This window comes from Paenibacillus lentimorbus NRRL B-30488 (assembly GCF_000411595.1).
Classification (GTDB): Bacteria; Bacillota; Bacilli; order Bacillales; family Bacillaceae; genus Bacillus; species Bacillus velezensis.
Genome location: NZ_ANAT01000011.1, coordinates 45264 through 60345, shown reverse-complemented (window position 1 = coordinate 60345; position 15082 = coordinate 45264). Strand labels below are relative to the sequence as shown.

Below are 15082 nucleotides of genomic sequence, written 5' to 3'. Positions count from 1 at the left end.
CGGAAGATTTCTTAGAATAGTGTAAGGCGGGTGATTGCTTTGATCCATCTTCAAAATGTTTCAAAAATTTACAAAGCGAAGCATGGGGATGTCAATGCTGTCCAAGATGTCACTCTTGATATCAAAAAGGGCGAAATATTTGGAATTATAGGATATAGCGGAGCTGGTAAAAGTTCCTTAATCCGTCTCCTGAACGGCCTTGAAAAGCCGACGTCGGGAACCGTGGAAGTCGCGGGGACGGAATTAAATAAAGTAAGCAGCCGCGGGCTGAGAAAAGCGCGCCAGGAAATCAGCATGATCTTCCAGCATTTTAACCTTTTGTGGTCGCGCACCGTCCGGGAGAACATTATGTTCCCGCTGGAAATCGCCGGCGTAAAAAAAAGCGAACGGGTCCGCCGCGCTGATGAATTGATTAAACTGGTCGGATTAGAGGGGAAAGAAAAATCTTATCCGTCGCAGCTGAGCGGCGGTCAAAAGCAGCGTGTCGGCATCGCCCGGGCGCTCGCCAATAATCCGAAAGTCCTTCTGTGCGATGAAGCGACATCAGCGCTCGATCCGCAGACGACCGATTCAATTTTGGATCTTTTATCCGATATAAATGACAGACTCGGTCTAACGATCGTGCTCATTACCCATGAAATGCACGTCATCCGAAAAATCTGCAACAGAGTCGCCGTCATGGAAAACGGGAAAGTCGTTGAAGAAGGCGAAGTACTCCAAGTTTTCAGAAACCCGCGCGAACCGATGACCAAGCGTTTCGTTCAGCAGGTGACAGAACCGGAAGAGACGAAAGAAACCATCCAGCATTTTCTGCAGGAAACAGCGACAGGGAAAACGATTCAGCTTTCATTTGTCGGGCAGGCCGCCGAGCAGCCCCTCATTACGGAAATGATCCGAAACTTTGATGTGGACGTCAATATTCTGCAGGGGAAAATTTCACAGACGAAGGACGGAGCCTACGGTTCATTATTCATTCATATTGACGGTCAGGAAAAAGAAGTAGAAAACGTGATCCGGTTCATCAAAGACAAACAGGTAGAAGCAGAGGTGATCACAAATGTTTGAAAAATGGTTCCCGAACGTTGATATAACCGAGCTGTGGACGGCCACATACGAGACCCTTTATATGACGGTTATCGCTTTAGTTTTTTCATTTATCATCGGAGCGATTCTCGGTCTTCTGCTCTTTTTAACGGGCAAGGGAAGCTTATGGGAAAATAAAATTATTAACACCGTGATTGCGGCGGTCGTTAATATTTTCAGATCTATTCCGTTTCTTATTTTAATTATTCTGCTTCTCGGCTTTACTAAGATTTTGGTCGGATCGATTTTAGGACCGAATGCCGCATTGCCGGCGCTGATTATCGGCTCCGCGCCGTTTTACGCCCGTCTTGCGGAAATTGCGCTCCGGGAAGTCGATAAAGGAGTCATCGAAGCTGCCAGATCAATGGGAGCAAAGACATCGACGATTATCTTCAAAGTGCTGATTCCTGAATCAATGCCTGCGTTAATTTCAGGCATCACCGTGACGGCCATCGCCCTGATCGGATCTACCGCCATTGCCGGCGCCATCGGTTCAGGCGGACTCGGAAACCTTGCATATGTAGAAGGCTACCAGTCCAATAATACGGATGTAACGTTTGTAGCGACAGTATTTATACTCATCATCGTCTTTATCATTCAGATTATCGGTGATGTAATTACAAATATAATAGACAAAAGATAAGGGAGGATTTACATTGAAAAAGATTGTATTAAGTGCGCTGCTGCTTGTGTTCGCGGGAGTTTTAGCCGCCTGCGGATCAAACGGCTCGAATAAAAAGGAAATCGTTGTCGCCGCGACAAAAACACCGCATGCTGAAATCTTAAAAGAAGCGGAACCGCTCTTGAAGGAAAAAGGCTACACATTAAAAGTAAAAGTGCTGAACGATTACAAAATGTACAACAAAGCGTTAGCTGATAATGAAGTGGATGCGAACTACTTCCAGCACGTTCCTTACCTTGAACAGGAAATGAAAGAAAATAAAGATTACAAACTCGTGAATGCCGGAGCGGTTCACCTTGAGCCATTCGGAATTTACACGAAAAAATACAAATCACTGAAAGACCTGCCTAAAGACGCGACCATCATCATGACTAACAATGTCGCTGAACAAGGCCGTATGCTGGCGATGCTTGAAAAAGCCGGACTGATCACACTTGATCCGAAGGTAAAAACGATTGAAGCGACGACGAAAAACATTACGAAAAACCCGAAAAACCTGACATTCAAAAAAATCGCCCCTGAATTAACGGCGAAAGCATATAATGAAGAAGAAGGCGATGCAGTCTTCATTAACGTCAACTATGCGATTCAAAACAAACTGAATCCGTTAAAAGATGCGATTCAAGTGGAATCAACGAAAAACAACCCGTACGCAAACATCATCGCCGTACGCAAAGGTGACGAAAAATCAGAGAAAATCAAAGCGCTTATGGAAGTGCTTCACTCTAAGAAAATCAAAGACTTTATTGAGAAAAAATACGACGGAGCCGTGCTTCCCGTATCTGAATAAAGCGAAAAACCCCGGATGATCCATCCGGGGTTTTTTTCGGGTATTAATCGGAGAACTGTCCATAATAAAAAGGAAGGTTAACGATTGGAGGGAATGGCAGTGGCTCAATACCAGGATAACGGAAAAAGCGTGCATGACGCATTGAAACAATATAAAGAAGGTTTAGGCATATTCGAGCAAAAAATGCCGATGATGGGGCGGAAGTTTAATGAATTTACTGAGCAGTGTTTCTCAGCGGATTCATTAACTGAAAAAGAGAAACAATTAATCGCTCTGGGCATCAGCATCAGCGCTCAAGATGAATTTTGCATGATTTATCATACGAAGGGCTGCCTTGACCAAGGGGCCACAGAAGAAAACATCCTTGAGGTCATCAGCGTAGCGGCGGCATTCGGGGGCGGCGCGGCTCTCAGTCAGGGAGTGACCCTCGTGCAGCAGTGCATTCAGGAATTCGGACATACGACGCATTAGAATGAGCAATCGTGTGAATACCGTTTTTCAGATAAAGCGAGCGCCGGTTTCCGGCACATTCGAAAGGATTCAGGGGCACACTCTCTTTGGCCGGAGCAGCGGATCATTGTTACAATAGAAACAAATATATGAAGGGATTGATTCATTATCTGCACCAGCCACGAGAGACTGGACCTTGACTATACGCCTGAAATGGAAAAAGCGATGCAGAAGTCACACGGCATCGGCTACGAGGAATACGGACGGCGTCTTTCAAAAAGGATGGAAGTCGAACGGCAGAGGGAGCTTGAATATCAAAAAAGCAAGTTCCTCGCAGCGCAGCTTAATGAGAAAATCGGTCAGTAAAAAAGGGTGGATTTCCGCCCTTTTTCTGTTTCAAACAGCTTTAATTACGCCTTGATCTTTGATAAACTTTAGGAATGTTCCGGGTAATATAAAAAGTTGTATTTACTTTTCATTTGTTATAAAATTAGAATGAGAATAAATTGAGAATAATGATTATATATTTTGGAGGTATAGATATGGCTGCTTCAACATTAACGATCAAGGATCTTCACGTTGAAATCGAAGGAAAAGAGATCTTAAAAGGTGTAAACCTTGAAATAAAAGGCGGCGAATTCCACGCTGTCATGGGGCCGAACGGTACCGGTAAATCCACGCTCTCAGCAGCGATTATGGGACACCCGAAATACGAAGTTACAAAAGGCAGCATCACGCTTGACGGCAAAGATGTACTGGAAATGGAAGTGGACGAGCGCGCTCAGGCGGGTCTTTTCCTTGCGATGCAGTATCCAAGCGAAATCAGCGGTGTGACAAATGCCGATTTCCTTCGCTCTGCGATTAACGCACGCCGTGAAGAAGGCGATGAAATTTCTCTTATGAAATTCATCCGCAAAATGGACGAAAACATGGAGTTCCTTGAAATGGACCCTGAAATGGCGCAGCGTTACCTGAACGAAGGTTTCTCAGGCGGGGAGAAAAAACGCAACGAAATCCTTCAGCTTATGATGATCGAGCCGAAAATCGCCATTCTTGACGAGATCGATTCAGGTCTTGATATCGATGCGCTTAAAGTCGTTTCTAAAGGAATCAACAAAATGCGCAGTGAAAACTTCGGCTGCTTAATGATCACTCACTACCAGCGCCTTCTGAACTACATCACGCCTGATGTCGTTCACGTTATGATGCAGGGACGCGTAGTGAAATCCGGCGGCGCGGAGCTTGCACAGCGCCTTGAAGCGGAAGGTTATGACTGGATTAAACAAGAACTAGGCATTGAAGACGAAACTGTAGGCCAAGAAGCGTAAGCGTTAGGGGGATAATCATGACATTGGAAACGAAACTATCCGTAGATCAGGAATATGTCAAAGGCTTTTCCGAAAAGCATCAAGAACCTGCCTGGCTGAAAAACCTGCGCTTACAGGCTCTTGAAAAAGCTGAAGATCTGCCGCTGCCTAAGCCTGATAAAACAAAAATCACAAATTGGAACTTTACAAAGTTCAACAAGCATACAGTAGAAAACGCGCCGCTTGCTTCTTTAGAAGATTTAGCTGATGAAGCAAAAGCGCTGATCGATATCGAAAACGAAGACAAAACATTATATGTGCAGCGTGATCAAACGCCCGCTTTCCTTTCTCTTTCCAAAGAACTGAAAGACAAAGGCGTTATTTTCACGGACATCTTAACGGCTGCCCGTGAGCACAGCGACCTCGTTGAGAAATACTTCATGAAAGACGGCGTAAAGGTCGACGAACATAAACTGACTGCGCTTCATGCGGCATTAATGAACGGCGGGGCATTCCTTTATGTTCCTAAAAACGTTCAGGTGGAGACGCCTGTTCAGGCCGTTTACGTTCATGAAAGCAATGACACGGCATTGTTCAACCACGTGCTGATCGTCGCTGAAGACCACAGCTCCGTCACTTACGTTGAGAACTACATCAGCACGGTGAATCCGAAAGAAGCGGTATTCAACATTATCAGTGAAGTGGTCACAGGTGATAATGCCAGCGTGACGTACGGCGCTGTTGACAACCTGTCAGCAGGTGTCACAACATACGTCAACCGCCGCGGAGCCGCGCGCGGACGCGACAGCAAAATCGAGTGGGCGCTCGGACTGATGAACGACGGCGACACGATTTCTGAAAATACGACAAACCTCTACGGAGACGGCACATACGGCGATACGAAAACCGTAGTTGTCGGAAGAGGAGAACAGACGGAAAACTTTACGACGCAGATCATCCACTTCGGTAAGGCTTCTGAAGGTTATATCCTGAAGCACGGAGTCATGAAAGATGCCGCATCTTCCATCTTTAACGGAATCGGCAAAATCGAGCACGGCGCGTCTAAAGCGAACGCTGAACAGGAATCCCGCGTCCTGATGCTGAGTGAAAAAGCACGCGGAGATGCAAACCCGATTCTCTTAATTGATGAAGACGATGTAACTGCAGGACATGCGGCATCTGTCGGCCGTGTGGATCCGATCCAGCTTTACTACTTAATGAGCCGCGGAATTCCGAAAGAAGAAGCGGAGCGCTTAGTCATTTACGGATTCCTTGCTCCGGTGGTAAAAGAGCTTCCGATTGAAGGAGTTAAGAAACAGCTCGTCTCCGTCATCGAAAGGAAAGTAAAATAATGAATATCACCGATATTCGTGAACAGTTCCCGATCCTTCATCAGCAAGTGAACGGACATGACCTCGTGTACCTTGACAGCGCGGCGACTTCCCAGAAGCCGCGTGCTGTCATTGAAGCAGTGGATCAGTATTACAGCAAATACAATTCCAATGTCCACAGAGGCGTTCATACTCTTGGCACGAGAGCGACAGACGGCTATGAAGGTGCGCGTGAAAAAGTCCGTAAGTTTATCAATGCGAAGTCAATGGCTGAGGTCATTTTCACAAAAGGCACGACAACTTCACTGAATATGGTGGCGCTGAGCTATGCCCGCGCCAGCTTAAAACCCGGTGATGAGGTGGTCATCACCCAAATGGAGCATCATGCGAATATCATTCCGTGGCAGCAGGCAGTAAAAGCAACCGGCGCGACTTTAAAATATATCCCGATGCAGGAAGACGGCACGCTTTCACTGGACGACGTCCGGCAGACTGTCACAAGCCATACGAAGATCGTGGCAGTCGCTCATGTGTCAAACGTGCTCGGCACGATCAACCCGATTAAAGAGATCGCCAAAATCGCTCATGACAATGGCGCGGTCATCGTGGTGGACGGGGCGCAAAGCACACCGCACATGAAAATCGACGTTCAGGACTTGGATTGCGACTTCTTCGCGCTTTCTTCCCATAAAATGTGCGGCCCGACGGGAATCGGCGTGCTGTACGGCAAGAAAGAACTGCTTGAGAATATGGAGCCGGCCGAATTTGGCGGCGAAATGATCGACTTTGTAGGGCTTTATGAATCAACTTGGAAAGAGCTTCCGTGGAAATTTGAAGCAGGCACGCCGATTATCGCAGGCGCGATCGGATTGGGAGCCGCGATTGATTTTCTTGAAGAGATCGGACTCGACGAGATTTCCCGGCATGAGCATAAACTTGCAGCCTATGCGCTTGACCGTTTCGAGCAGCTAGACGGCGTGACGGTATACGGTCCGAAAGAGCGGGCGGGACTTGTGACATTTAATCTTGATGAGGTTCACCCTCATGATGTCGCGACTGTCCTCGATGCTGAGGGCATTGCGGTCAGAGCCGGCCATCATTGCGCCCAGCCGCTCATGAAATGGCTGGATGTATCTGCTACTGCGAGAGCGAGTTTTTATCTGTATAATACAGAGGAAGAGATCGATAAGCTCGCGGAAGCCCTCCAAAAGACAAAGGAGTACTTTACAAATGTCTTTTAATGCAAATTTAGATACATTATACAGACAAGTGATCATGGATCATTACAAAAATCCGCGCAACAAAGGGGTTTTGGATGACAGCATCGTCGTCGATATGAACAACCCGACTTGCGGCGACCGGATCAGACTGACAATGAAGCTTGACGGCGATACCGTTCAGGAAGCGAAGTTTGAAGGGGAAGGCTGTTCTATCTCCATGGCTTCAGCTTCCATGATGACGCAGGCGATTAAAGGAAAAGATATTGATACCGCCCTTTCCATGTCTAAGATTTTCTCAGACATGATGCAAGGGAAAGAGTATGACGACTCGATAGATCTCGGGGATATTGAAGCTCTTCAAGGCGTTTCGAAATTCCCGGCCCGGATTAAATGTGCCACCCTTTCATGGAAAGCACTTGAAAAAGGAGTCGCTGGCGAAAAAGGCGGCAATTAAAAGATTGGAGTGAAAATGGATGGCTAAAAAATGCCTGAAATTGGTGAATACAAGTACGGTTTTCACGATAAGGACGTTTCCATTTTCCGTTCAGAGCGCGGATTGACAAAAGAAATCGTAGAAGAAATTTCACGCATGAAAGAAGAGCCTCAATGGATGCTTGATTTCCGCCTGAAATCTCTTGAGCATTTCTACAACATGCCGATGCCGCAGTGGGGCGGGGATTTAAACTCTTTAAACTTTGACGAAATTACGTACTACGTAAAACCGTCTGAGCGTTCAGAGCGTTCTTGGGATGAAGTGCCTGAGGAAATTAAACAGACATTCGACAAACTCGGTATTCCTGAAGCTGAGCAAAAATACCTTGCCGGTGTTTCTGCACAGTACGAATCTGAGGTTGTGTACCACAACATGAAAGAAGATCTTGAAGCGCAAGGCATTGTTTTCAAAGACACAGACAGCGCGCTGAAAGAAAATGAAGACATTTTCCGCGAGCACTGGGCGAAAGTCATTCCGCCGACTGATAACAAGTTTGCGGCGCTGAACTCAGCTGTTTGGTCCGGCGGATCTTTCATCTACGTGCCTAAAGGCGTGAAGGTTGAAACACCGCTTCAAGCTTACTTCCGCATCAACTCTGAAAACATGGGTCAGTTCGAACGTACGCTGATCATCGTTGACGAAGAAGCAAGCGTTCATTACGTAGAGGGCTGTACGGCTCCTGTGTACACAACAAACTCGCTTCACAGCGCGGTTGTTGAAATCATCGTCAAAAAAGGCGGCTACTGCCGTTATACAACAATTCAAAACTGGGCGAACAACGTTTACAACTTAGTAACGAAACGTACGGTTTGTGAAGAAAACGCGACGATGGAATGGGTTGACGGAAACATCGGTTCTAAATTGACGATGAAATATCCGGCTGTCATTCTGAAAGGTGAAGGCGCGCGCGGCATGACGCTTTCTATCGCTCTTGCGGGCAAAGGACAGCATCAGGACGCAGGTGCGAAAATGATTCACCTTGCACCGAATACGTCATCCACAATCGTATCAAAATCGATTTCGAAACAGGGCGGAAAAGTAACATACCGCGGTATCGTCCACTTCGGACGGAAAGCGGACGGCGCCCGTTCAAACATCGAGTGTGATACGCTCATTATGGATAACAAATCAACTTCTGATACAATCCCTTACAATGAAATCCTGAACGACAACATTTCATTGGAGCACGAAGCGAAAGTATCAAAAGTTTCTGAAGAACAGCTTTTCTACTTGATGAGCCGCGGTATTTCTGAAGAAGAAGCAACAGAAATGATCGTTATGGGCTTCATCGAGCCATTCACAAAAGAACTTCCGATGGAATACGCAGTTGAAATGAACCGTTTGATTAAGTTCGAAATGGAAGGTTCTATCGGTTAATAGTAAAACCCCGCCATATGGCGGGGTTTTTTTGTTTTATTGAATCGTGAAATTTCCGTATTCGCTTGACCGGACATGAATCGGCCCGTTTAAATTGTAGTTCTTCTCTTTGACAATATCGCGGAAAACGTCGACTCGGGCAACCGATTCTCTCCATTCATCCTGGGTGTCCTCATCTGACGGATTCATCAGATCGTCATAGCGCACATCCAAGAATTTATTGAGCCATTTCTTCTCGTCCGTTCCGTCTTTCGGTGACCCGCCCATTTTTTTGTTCGTGCGTTTAATCAGGGCATAAAAGGAGTCTGGATCATCGCCGTCGCCATGCTGAATCACCGTATCGTACATCACCGCTTTGGCCAAGGCCGTTTTCAGTCCGGCATTTTCTGAACGTTTCATCGCCGGCTGATAATACAAGCTGTCGTTTACCTTATCCTGGGCAGCGCGGAAGGCTTTATCATTGCCAAGTGAGCGCCAGGCAGAAGCGAATCCTTTCAGATTGCTGATGTCATCGCTTTCGTCCTTCGCAAGACGGCGCAATTCAGGCAAATACTTTTTCAATTTGTTATTCGGCACCGCTTTCGTGTATACTTCGACTACTTCCAGCGCATCTCCGGTAGCCGTCGTAAAGCCGGCCCGCCCGCAAGTGTAACCTCTTCCGTCATCCAAGGCTTCAACATATCCGTATTGGATTTCCGTCTTTCCGTTTTCAAAGATGCTGGTCAGCTGTTCCGCCCGGCGCTTCTGATCCTTATTCAGCCCGGCCGCAAAAACCGTACCGCTCATCATCAGGGTAAAAAACATGGTGAAAATAAGAGATGAAACCGCCGTCTTCTTCCAAAAACCTGTTTTTTTCTTCAAACTGATTTTCATTGCCATACCCCTTTCATATGTAAGTTACGCACTCAGTATACATGAGGGGGTGGTTTTGTTGTTGAAAACACACGAATTTGTCAATATTTTGAATACTAAGCCCTATCCGGCGCTTCATAAAAAGAACGCATCTTCACCAGACAGACAATCCCGTTCTCGCGTCATTCTCATCTGTAACATAGTCAACGCGGTGAAACCCGCATTGTACAGCCTGCTGAAAAAGGGCTTCGAGCATGTCCGGATCTTTGCAATATAACGTTACATACGAGCAATCCGCGATGAGAAGCACAAGTTCACAGGAACTATCCAAATATTCCTCATACGTATTGATTTCCGTTACCATCCCGCTCGGGAAAGCTTTCAATTCAGCAAAAATCATATAATAAGGGTCTCCTTCCAGACGCTGACGGAGTTCTTGGCCCTGAATGATGCCCTGATTTTGCGGAAACAGGTCTGTATCGGTGTCTTCTTTGAATTCAGCATACGCCTCTCCATCACCGATAAACCACGTATAGGAAGAGATGGGGAACGGTTGTAATATATCTGCCGCAAACCGTCCGATTTCATTTGGGATGTTAAAAGTAATGCCGCGTTTCATATGGTCGTATCTCCTTTCGGCTTTTGCTAGAATAATATGGTATGCCATTTGGATAAATATTGAAAGGGGTGAGTGTTATGACAACAAGATACGGAATTGATGCGCCTTATGGAGCGTTTGGATTTATCTTTCTTGCGCTCCTTTATGCCGCAGGCACATTATACGGCATGATTCCTCTTTTCTGGGGCTGGCTGACGGGTGCCTTGTTTTTAGTGCTCGGTCTTTGGATGCTCTTGTATTCAACGGCCATTAAACTTTCACACCGCCATCGCATTCTTGCGCTTTCCGGGTTAAAGCCGGACATGAAAGTGCTTGATATTGGGACGGGACGGGGGCTGCTAGCCATCGCCGCGGCTCAAAAAGGCGCTGACGTCTCAGCGATTGACAAATGGTCAAGCTGGGATCTGGGCGGAAACGGTAGAGACGCATTTGAAAAGAACAGACGGGCAGAAGGAGCGCTGGAAATTGATTTGTATGACGGACTCGCGCAAGCCATGCCGTTTCCTGATAAATCGTTTGACCTTGTCATTTCGCATTTTGTCGTACACAACATTTCAGGCAGAAAAGAGAGGGAACGGGCGATCACGGAAATGGTGAGGGTGCTGAAGCCTGGCGGCACATTGGCCGTGTCAGATATAAAAATACATCACAATACAGAGCAATTCTTGAGGAAAACGGCTTTCACACAAGAACATATTCCTTTTATTATACGTTTCCGTTTTCAAAACTCATTGTCGCCGTCAGGACTCCGGTAGGAACCGGGCGCTCCATTTGTTAAAATAAATAAGACAAAACAGATAGAAAAGGTGTTACACATGAAGTCTTATATAATTATCGGAGCCGGCATTCTCGGTGCGTCCGCGGCTTATCATCTCGCAAAGGCCGGTGCGGATGTAACGGTCTTTGACAGGAAACACCCGGGGCAGGCGACAGACGCCGCGGCAGGGATCGTCTGCCCGTGGCTGTCGCAGCGCCGCAATCAGGCATGGTATGCGATCGCAAAAGGCGGAGCCCGCTATTATAACCAATTGATACAGCAGCTTGAAGCTGACGGAGAAACGGACACCGGTTATCAAAAGGTCGGTGCCGTCAGTCTCCATACGGATGAAAAAAAGCTCAGCCAAATGGAGGAAAGAGCTTATAAAAGAAGAGAGGACGCTCCTGAAATCGGTGACATTACAAGACTGACTCCGGAAGAAACGAAGGCGCTGTTCCCCGCGCTGTCGGAGGAATACGGGGCGGTTCATGTCAGCGGCGCGGCCCGGGTGAACGGGAGGGCGCTTCGTAAGGCGCTGTTAAACGCGGCCGTTAAGCACGGCGCGGCTGTTTACAATGAAGAAGCGTCAATATTGACAGAGGACGGTGCCGTTATCGGTGTGAAAACCGCAGAACGCACGCTTACTGCCGGCCAGGTTCTCGTAACGGCCGGCGCTTGGGCGAGAGAGCTGCTTGAACCGCTCGGCATCCGTTTTTCAGTATCATACCAAAAGGCACAGATCGTTCATTTAGAGCTTCAGGGAGAGGATACGGGCGGCTGGCCCGTCGTCATGCCCCCAAACGATCAATACATTCTCGCCTTTGACAGCGGCAGAATCATAGCGGGCGCGACTCATGAAAACGATACCGGCATGGATTTGCGGGTGACGGCCGGCGGCCTCCGCGAGATTTTTGACAAAGCATTAACCGTGGCGCCGGGCCTTTCAGACAGTACTGTGATAGAGACAAGAGTCGGTTTCAGGCCGTTTACTCCCGGTTTTCTTCCCGTCATCGGCAAAGTGCCGAATATCAGCGGGCTCCTCGTTGCCAACGGGCTGGGCGCCTCAGGGCTGACGAGCGGGCCGTATCTGGGGGCTGAACTGGCGAAACTCGCGCTCGGTCAGCAGACAGAAATTGATTTGAGCCTTTATGATCCGGCCGGGGCGCTTGAATAAAAAATAGCTTTTGGCGCATTCTTATGATAGGATGGAGCTTTAATGAATAAGAGGACGTGACCCATTTTGATAAAAATAAACCTTCCTGCTCCTGATGTAACCATTACGGAACGGCAGCAGTCACCGTCGGAAAATGAACCGGCGATTAAAGCGATTTACGGTTTCATTGATTTTCATCAAATTCCGAGAGACAAAGGCGGCATCTTTATGTTTTATAACATTCATGATGAGCTGCTGTTTGTCGGGAAAGCCCGTAAATTAAGACAAAGAATCAAAAAGCATTTTGAAGACAATGTGTCGCCTGTTAAACATCACAGGGACGAAGTGTATAAAATTGAAGTATGTGTCGTCAATGATCCGATGGAAAGGGAGATTTACGAAACGTACGCGATCAATACCCTTCAGTCGAAATACAACATTGAGAAAGTATTTTATAAATAAGAAAAACCGGAGCTTAAGGGCTCCGGTTTTCTTTATGTTTACAGTGCCAGCCACATTACTGCAATATGCACGATCAGCAGACAGTAAACGACGAGGAACAGCTGGACGACCTTTTTTCTGAATAACATGCAGATCATCATGAGCACAGGAAAAATCAGGACGCCGGCCGTTTTATTGATTGATGTATTCGGACGGTTCGACACGTCATAGTGAATGGCCATATCAGCAGGAAGAAACGGATAAAACACAATCGACAGAATAAAGGCGAGAACCACAGCTCCCCACAGCACCTTATCATTCATCAAAAACATATGAACACTCCCTTTTTACATATAATAGTATATTAGTCCGAAAAATCTAATTTATCAATATTTTACCTGTTGAATGGTGTATAATCATGTCAATGAAATTTCCATACGCTAGGAGGGTTTCAATTGACTGACAAGAAGCAAACCAGCATGTTTTCATTCTTTCTTTTTATCATGGCCGCCTGGATCATCGTTTTGTTTTTTACCATCATCGCGGCACTGCCAAGCTCCGCCATCCAATTAACCAAGCACCAATCCAAAACCGTTTCCATGATTTATCCGCAAAGCTGGGGATTTTTCAGTAAAGATCCGAGAGAAGACAGCTTGAACATCTATCTTCTTGATGCCGATGAGGAGCTCAGATGGCCGAATAATTCTATGAAAAATGTCATCGGCTTAAACCGTTACGGCCGGACGCAAGGGATAGAGCTCGGCCTTATGCTGGAAAAGCTGCCTTCCAAAGAGAAGTGGGAAGACTTCACGACTGGCCAAGACATTAAGGATACCACATTTTTGAAAATGAAAAATGAGTCTCCCTCCCCAAGGCTGAAAGGGAAAATGATCATTACATATGAACGCATTACCCCATGGGCATGGAGCCAGCATACCGAAACGAAAAGAACCATCAAAAAATACATCGGAGTGGATGTCAATTGATTCAGGATGCAAAAAAGCAGCTCACCTTATGGATGATGAAGAATCCGCCTTGGACAAATGTGTACGGGCTTGCCAGAAGCTTAATCGCGCTCGGCACGCTGCTGACATTGCTGTTCAATCCGGCGTCTGTCTTCTTCAAAACGCAAAATCAAATGCTCAGCTTTTCCGACACGTTCAGCCTGTTTCTGCTGTTTCCCGATTTCCGTTACATTGAGATCGTCAAAGCCGTCTGTATCTGTATGTTAATCCTTGTCATCATTGGCTGGCGGCCCCGCCTCACCGGTTTTTTTCACTGGTGGATTTCGTACAGCTTCCAAAACTCCGCCGTTACCCTTGACGGGGGAGATCAAGTGGCTGCCGTTTTTACGCTGCTGCTGCTCCCGCTGACATTAACCGATCCGCGGAAATGGCACTGGTCTCCGTACGAGGCGTCTTTTGAGAAAAGGCCGCTTGAGCCTTATTACCGCTCCTTATGCTGGGCCACACTGACAATCATCAGAATACAGGTCGCGATGCTGTACTTTAACTCTGTCATTGCCAAACTGATGGAAGAAGAGTGGCAGAACGGGACCGCCGTTTATTACTATTTGAATGATCCGATGCTGGGTCTGCCGGATGCGCTTCACGGTCTGTTTGACTTTATCCTGCAGTCCAAGCTTGTCATCATCCCGACTTGGGGCACGCTCATTGTGCAAACCATTATGTTCTGCGCTTTGTTCGCTCCGAAAACATATTGGCGTCCGATATTGTTTATATCCATTTTTATGCACGAAATCTTTGCCGTTATGCTGGGACTGACCTCGTTTTCCATTACGGTGGCTGGTATTTTGGTCCTGTTTTTGGTGCCGGCAGAGAAAACAGTAGCTTTGAACCATTACAATCCCCTTTTTATCAGATACAATTTTTTCAATAAAAGGAAAAGGAGGAAATTATATGGTTAAAAGCAAGAAGTCCGCAGCTGCCATGATGCTGGTGTTTGTTTTAATGGTCGCATTAGTCGGCCCGCATGCCGCGGCAAAAACTGAGCCGTCCGTCTCTTATTCGGGTGAAGACATTTTTTCCGGCATCTTTTTCGGACAAGGTGAGGTCGCAAAGCTCCTTCCTGAAGTATGGGATACCAAGGCTGTTAAAAAGATTGATCAGGATGAATTAAAGCAAGTTTCCGATCAGGTGATTGCTGATATTAAAAAGTCATCGCCGGATTATTTTAAAGAGTTAAAAGCGGCGGTCTACAGCGGCGATTATGAGAAAGTGAACAGCGTCATTGATCAAGGTTCGCAGATTATGGCGAAAGTGCTGAAAGAAGAGTTTGACAAAAAGAGCATGGACAAAGGAAAATCAACGGCCATCGGCCAATGCGCAACGGCTGTATGGGTATTTTTAAACGCGGCGGCCGCCATTGAGACGATCGCTCTTGCGGTAGCGGCTATCATTTTGACAGTAGCAAGCGTTGACGAAGATTCCGACTTAGGAAAAGAGCAGCTCATCGCTAATGTCGTTGACCGCATTAACGCGCAGCACTGAGGCTGAAGAAAGAAAAC

General features: G+C 46.8%; 19 protein-coding genes. 16 read left to right on the top strand and 3 right to left on the bottom strand.

What is annotated here, in order from left to right; genetic code table 11:
* Positions 1 to 39: 39 nt before the first annotated feature.
* The 10 genes from metN to sufB all read left to right on the top strand — a co-directional run bounded on the left by metN (position 40) and on the right by sufB (position 8733).
* On the top strand, positions 40 to 1065 hold the full coding sequence (gene metN / locus D368_RS07040) for a methionine ABC transporter ATP-binding protein MetN (protein WP_003151850.1): 1026 nt from the start codon (positions 40 to 42) through the stop codon (positions 1063 to 1065).
* Positions 1058 to 1726 carry a methionine ABC transporter permease gene (locus D368_RS07035; protein WP_003151851.1) on the top strand — a complete coding sequence of 223 codons (669 nt, stop codon included), beginning with the start codon at positions 1058 to 1060 and terminating at the stop codon, positions 1724 to 1726. The genes metN and D368_RS07035 overlap by 8 nt, the downstream gene beginning before the upstream one ends.
* A 13-nt stretch (positions 1727 to 1739) precedes the next feature.
* Complete coding sequence (metQ, locus tag D368_RS07030) at positions 1740 to 2555, top strand: methionine ABC transporter substrate-binding lipoprotein MetQ (protein WP_015418164.1); 816 nt, start codon at positions 1740 to 1742, stop codon at positions 2553 to 2555.
* Positions 2556 to 2648: 93 nt separating this feature from the next.
* Positions 2649 to 3026 (top strand): carboxymuconolactone decarboxylase family protein, encoded by a 378-nt coding sequence (locus D368_RS07025; RefSeq protein ID WP_031306536.1) that lies wholly within the window; start codon positions 2649 to 2651, stop codon positions 3024 to 3026.
* A 192-nt stretch (positions 3027 to 3218) separates the two neighbouring features.
* On the top strand, positions 3219 to 3371 hold the full coding sequence (locus D368_RS07020; RefSeq protein ID WP_003151857.1) for a YuzK family famiily protein: 153 nt from the start codon (positions 3219 to 3221) through the stop codon (positions 3369 to 3371).
* Between the two features lie 176 nt (positions 3372 to 3547).
* Positions 3548 to 4333, top strand: a complete 786-nt coding sequence (sufC, locus tag D368_RS07015) for a Fe-S cluster assembly ATPase SufC (RefSeq protein WP_003151872.1) — start codon at positions 3548 to 3550, stop codon at positions 4331 to 4333.
* 17 nt (positions 4334 to 4350) lie between these two features.
* Positions 4351 to 5664 (top strand): Fe-S cluster assembly protein SufD, encoded by a 1314-nt coding sequence (gene sufD / locus D368_RS07010; protein WP_003151874.1) that lies wholly within the window; start codon positions 4351 to 4353, stop codon positions 5662 to 5664.
* Positions 5664 to 6884: a cysteine desulfurase SufS gene (sufS, locus tag D368_RS07005; protein WP_007410089.1), complete on the top strand. Its 1221-nt coding sequence runs from the start codon at positions 5664 to 5666 to the stop codon at positions 6882 to 6884. The genes sufD and sufS overlap by 1 nt, the downstream gene beginning before the upstream one ends.
* Positions 6874 to 7317 (top strand): Fe-S cluster assembly sulfur transfer protein SufU, encoded by a 444-nt coding sequence (sufU, locus tag D368_RS07000; protein WP_003151877.1) that lies wholly within the window; start codon positions 6874 to 6876, stop codon positions 7315 to 7317. Before sufS ends, sufU begins: the two co-directional genes overlap by 11 nt.
* A gap of 30 nt (positions 7318 to 7347) precedes the next feature.
* On the top strand, positions 7348 to 8733 hold the full coding sequence (gene sufB / locus D368_RS06995; protein ID WP_128574668.1) for a Fe-S cluster assembly protein SufB: 1386 nt from the start codon (positions 7348 to 7350) through the stop codon (positions 8731 to 8733).
* A 36-nt stretch (positions 8734 to 8769) separates the two neighbouring features.
* On the opposite strand, the gene csn is transcribed toward sufB, so the two are convergent.
* Positions 8770 to 9606, bottom strand: a complete 837-nt coding sequence (gene csn, locus D368_RS06990) for a chitosanase (protein WP_101562405.1) — start codon at positions 9604 to 9606, stop codon at positions 8770 to 8772.
* Between the two features lie 133 nt (positions 9607 to 9739).
* A complete protein-coding gene (locus tag D368_RS06985) occupies positions 9740 to 10204 on the bottom strand; it encodes a DUF2691 family protein (protein ID WP_101562404.1) in 465 nt (154 codons plus the stop codon).
* Positions 10205 to 10281: 77 nt separating this feature from the next.
* On the opposite strand from D368_RS06985, the gene D368_RS06980 reads away from it, so the two are divergent.
* The 3 genes from D368_RS06980 (at position 10282) to D368_RS06970 (ending at position 12576) form a co-directional block, all read left to right on the top strand.
* Complete coding sequence (locus D368_RS06980; protein WP_486129236.1) at positions 10282 to 10959, top strand: class I SAM-dependent methyltransferase; 678 nt, start codon at positions 10282 to 10284, stop codon at positions 10957 to 10959.
* Positions 10960 to 11019: 60 nt separating this feature from the next.
* Complete coding sequence (locus tag D368_RS06975) at positions 11020 to 12135, top strand: NAD(P)/FAD-dependent oxidoreductase (protein ID WP_101562402.1); 1116 nt, start codon at positions 11020 to 11022, stop codon at positions 12133 to 12135.
* 66 nt (positions 12136 to 12201) lie between these two features.
* Positions 12202 to 12576 (top strand): nucleotide excision repair endonuclease, encoded by a 375-nt coding sequence (locus tag D368_RS06970; protein WP_007410094.1) that lies wholly within the window; start codon positions 12202 to 12204, stop codon positions 12574 to 12576.
* A gap of 38 nt (positions 12577 to 12614) precedes the next feature.
* On the opposite strand, the gene D368_RS06965 is transcribed toward D368_RS06970, so the two are convergent.
* A complete protein-coding gene (locus D368_RS06965) occupies positions 12615 to 12887 on the bottom strand; it encodes a DUF1648 domain-containing protein (protein WP_007410095.1) in 273 nt (90 codons plus the stop codon).
* Between the two features lie 123 nt (positions 12888 to 13010).
* On the opposite strand from D368_RS06965, the gene D368_RS06960 reads away from it, so the two are divergent.
* The 3 genes from D368_RS06960 to D368_RS06950 are packed head-to-tail and all read left to right on the top strand — an operon-like array spanning position 13011 to position 15065.
* Positions 13011 to 13541 carry an SdpA family antimicrobial peptide system protein gene (locus D368_RS06960; RefSeq protein WP_128574667.1) on the top strand — a complete coding sequence of 177 codons (531 nt, stop codon included), beginning with the start codon at positions 13011 to 13013 and terminating at the stop codon, positions 13539 to 13541.
* A complete protein-coding gene (locus D368_RS06955) occupies positions 13538 to 14482 on the top strand; it encodes a sporulation-delaying protein SdpB family protein (RefSeq protein WP_071392252.1) in 945 nt (314 codons plus the stop codon). Before D368_RS06960 ends, D368_RS06955 begins: the two co-directional genes overlap by 4 nt.
* Positions 14475 to 15065 (top strand): sporulation delaying protein family toxin, encoded by a 591-nt coding sequence (locus D368_RS06950; RefSeq protein ID WP_007410098.1) that lies wholly within the window; start codon positions 14475 to 14477, stop codon positions 15063 to 15065. Before D368_RS06955 ends, D368_RS06950 begins: the two co-directional genes overlap by 8 nt.
* The last annotated feature ends 17 nt before the right edge of the window (positions 15066 to 15082 follow it).

Coding starts and splice junctions, on each gene's coding strand:
- D368_RS07035 (WP_003151851.1), top strand. CDS start 1,058: ATGTTTGAAAAATGGTTCCCGAACGTTGATATAACCGAGCTGTGGACG.
- D368_RS07025 (WP_031306536.1), top strand. CDS start 2,649: ATGGCAGTGGCTCAATACCAGGATAACGGAAAAAGCGTGCATGACGCA.
- D368_RS07020 (WP_003151857.1), top strand. CDS start 3,219: ATGGAAAAAGCGATGCAGAAGTCACACGGCATCGGCTACGAGGAATAC.
- sufC (WP_003151872.1), top strand. CDS start 3,548: ATGGCTGCTTCAACATTAACGATCAAGGATCTTCACGTTGAAATCGAA.
- sufD (WP_003151874.1), top strand. CDS start 4,351: ATGACATTGGAAACGAAACTATCCGTAGATCAGGAATATGTCAAAGGC.
- sufS (WP_007410089.1), top strand. CDS start 5,664: ATGAATATCACCGATATTCGTGAACAGTTCCCGATCCTTCATCAGCAA.
- sufU (WP_003151877.1), top strand. CDS start 6,874: ATGTCTTTTAATGCAAATTTAGATACATTATACAGACAAGTGATCATG.
- sufB (WP_128574668.1), top strand. CDS start 7,348: ATGCCTGAAATTGGTGAATACAAGTACGGTTTTCACGATAAGGACGTT.
- csn (WP_101562405.1), bottom strand. CDS start 9,606: ATGAAAATCAGTTTGAAGAAAAAAACAGGTTTTTGGAAGAAGACGGCG.
- D368_RS06985 (WP_101562404.1), bottom strand. CDS start 10,204: ATGAAACGCGGCATTACTTTTAACATCCCAAATGAAATCGGACGGTTT.
- D368_RS06980 (WP_486129236.1), top strand. CDS start 10,282: ATGACAACAAGATACGGAATTGATGCGCCTTATGGAGCGTTTGGATTT.
- D368_RS06975 (WP_101562402.1), top strand. CDS start 11,020: ATGAAGTCTTATATAATTATCGGAGCCGGCATTCTCGGTGCGTCCGCG.
- D368_RS06965 (WP_007410095.1), bottom strand. CDS start 12,887: ATGTTTTTGATGAATGATAAGGTGCTGTGGGGAGCTGTGGTTCTCGCC.
- D368_RS06950 (WP_007410098.1), top strand. CDS start 14,475: ATGGTTAAAAGCAAGAAGTCCGCAGCTGCCATGATGCTGGTGTTTGTT.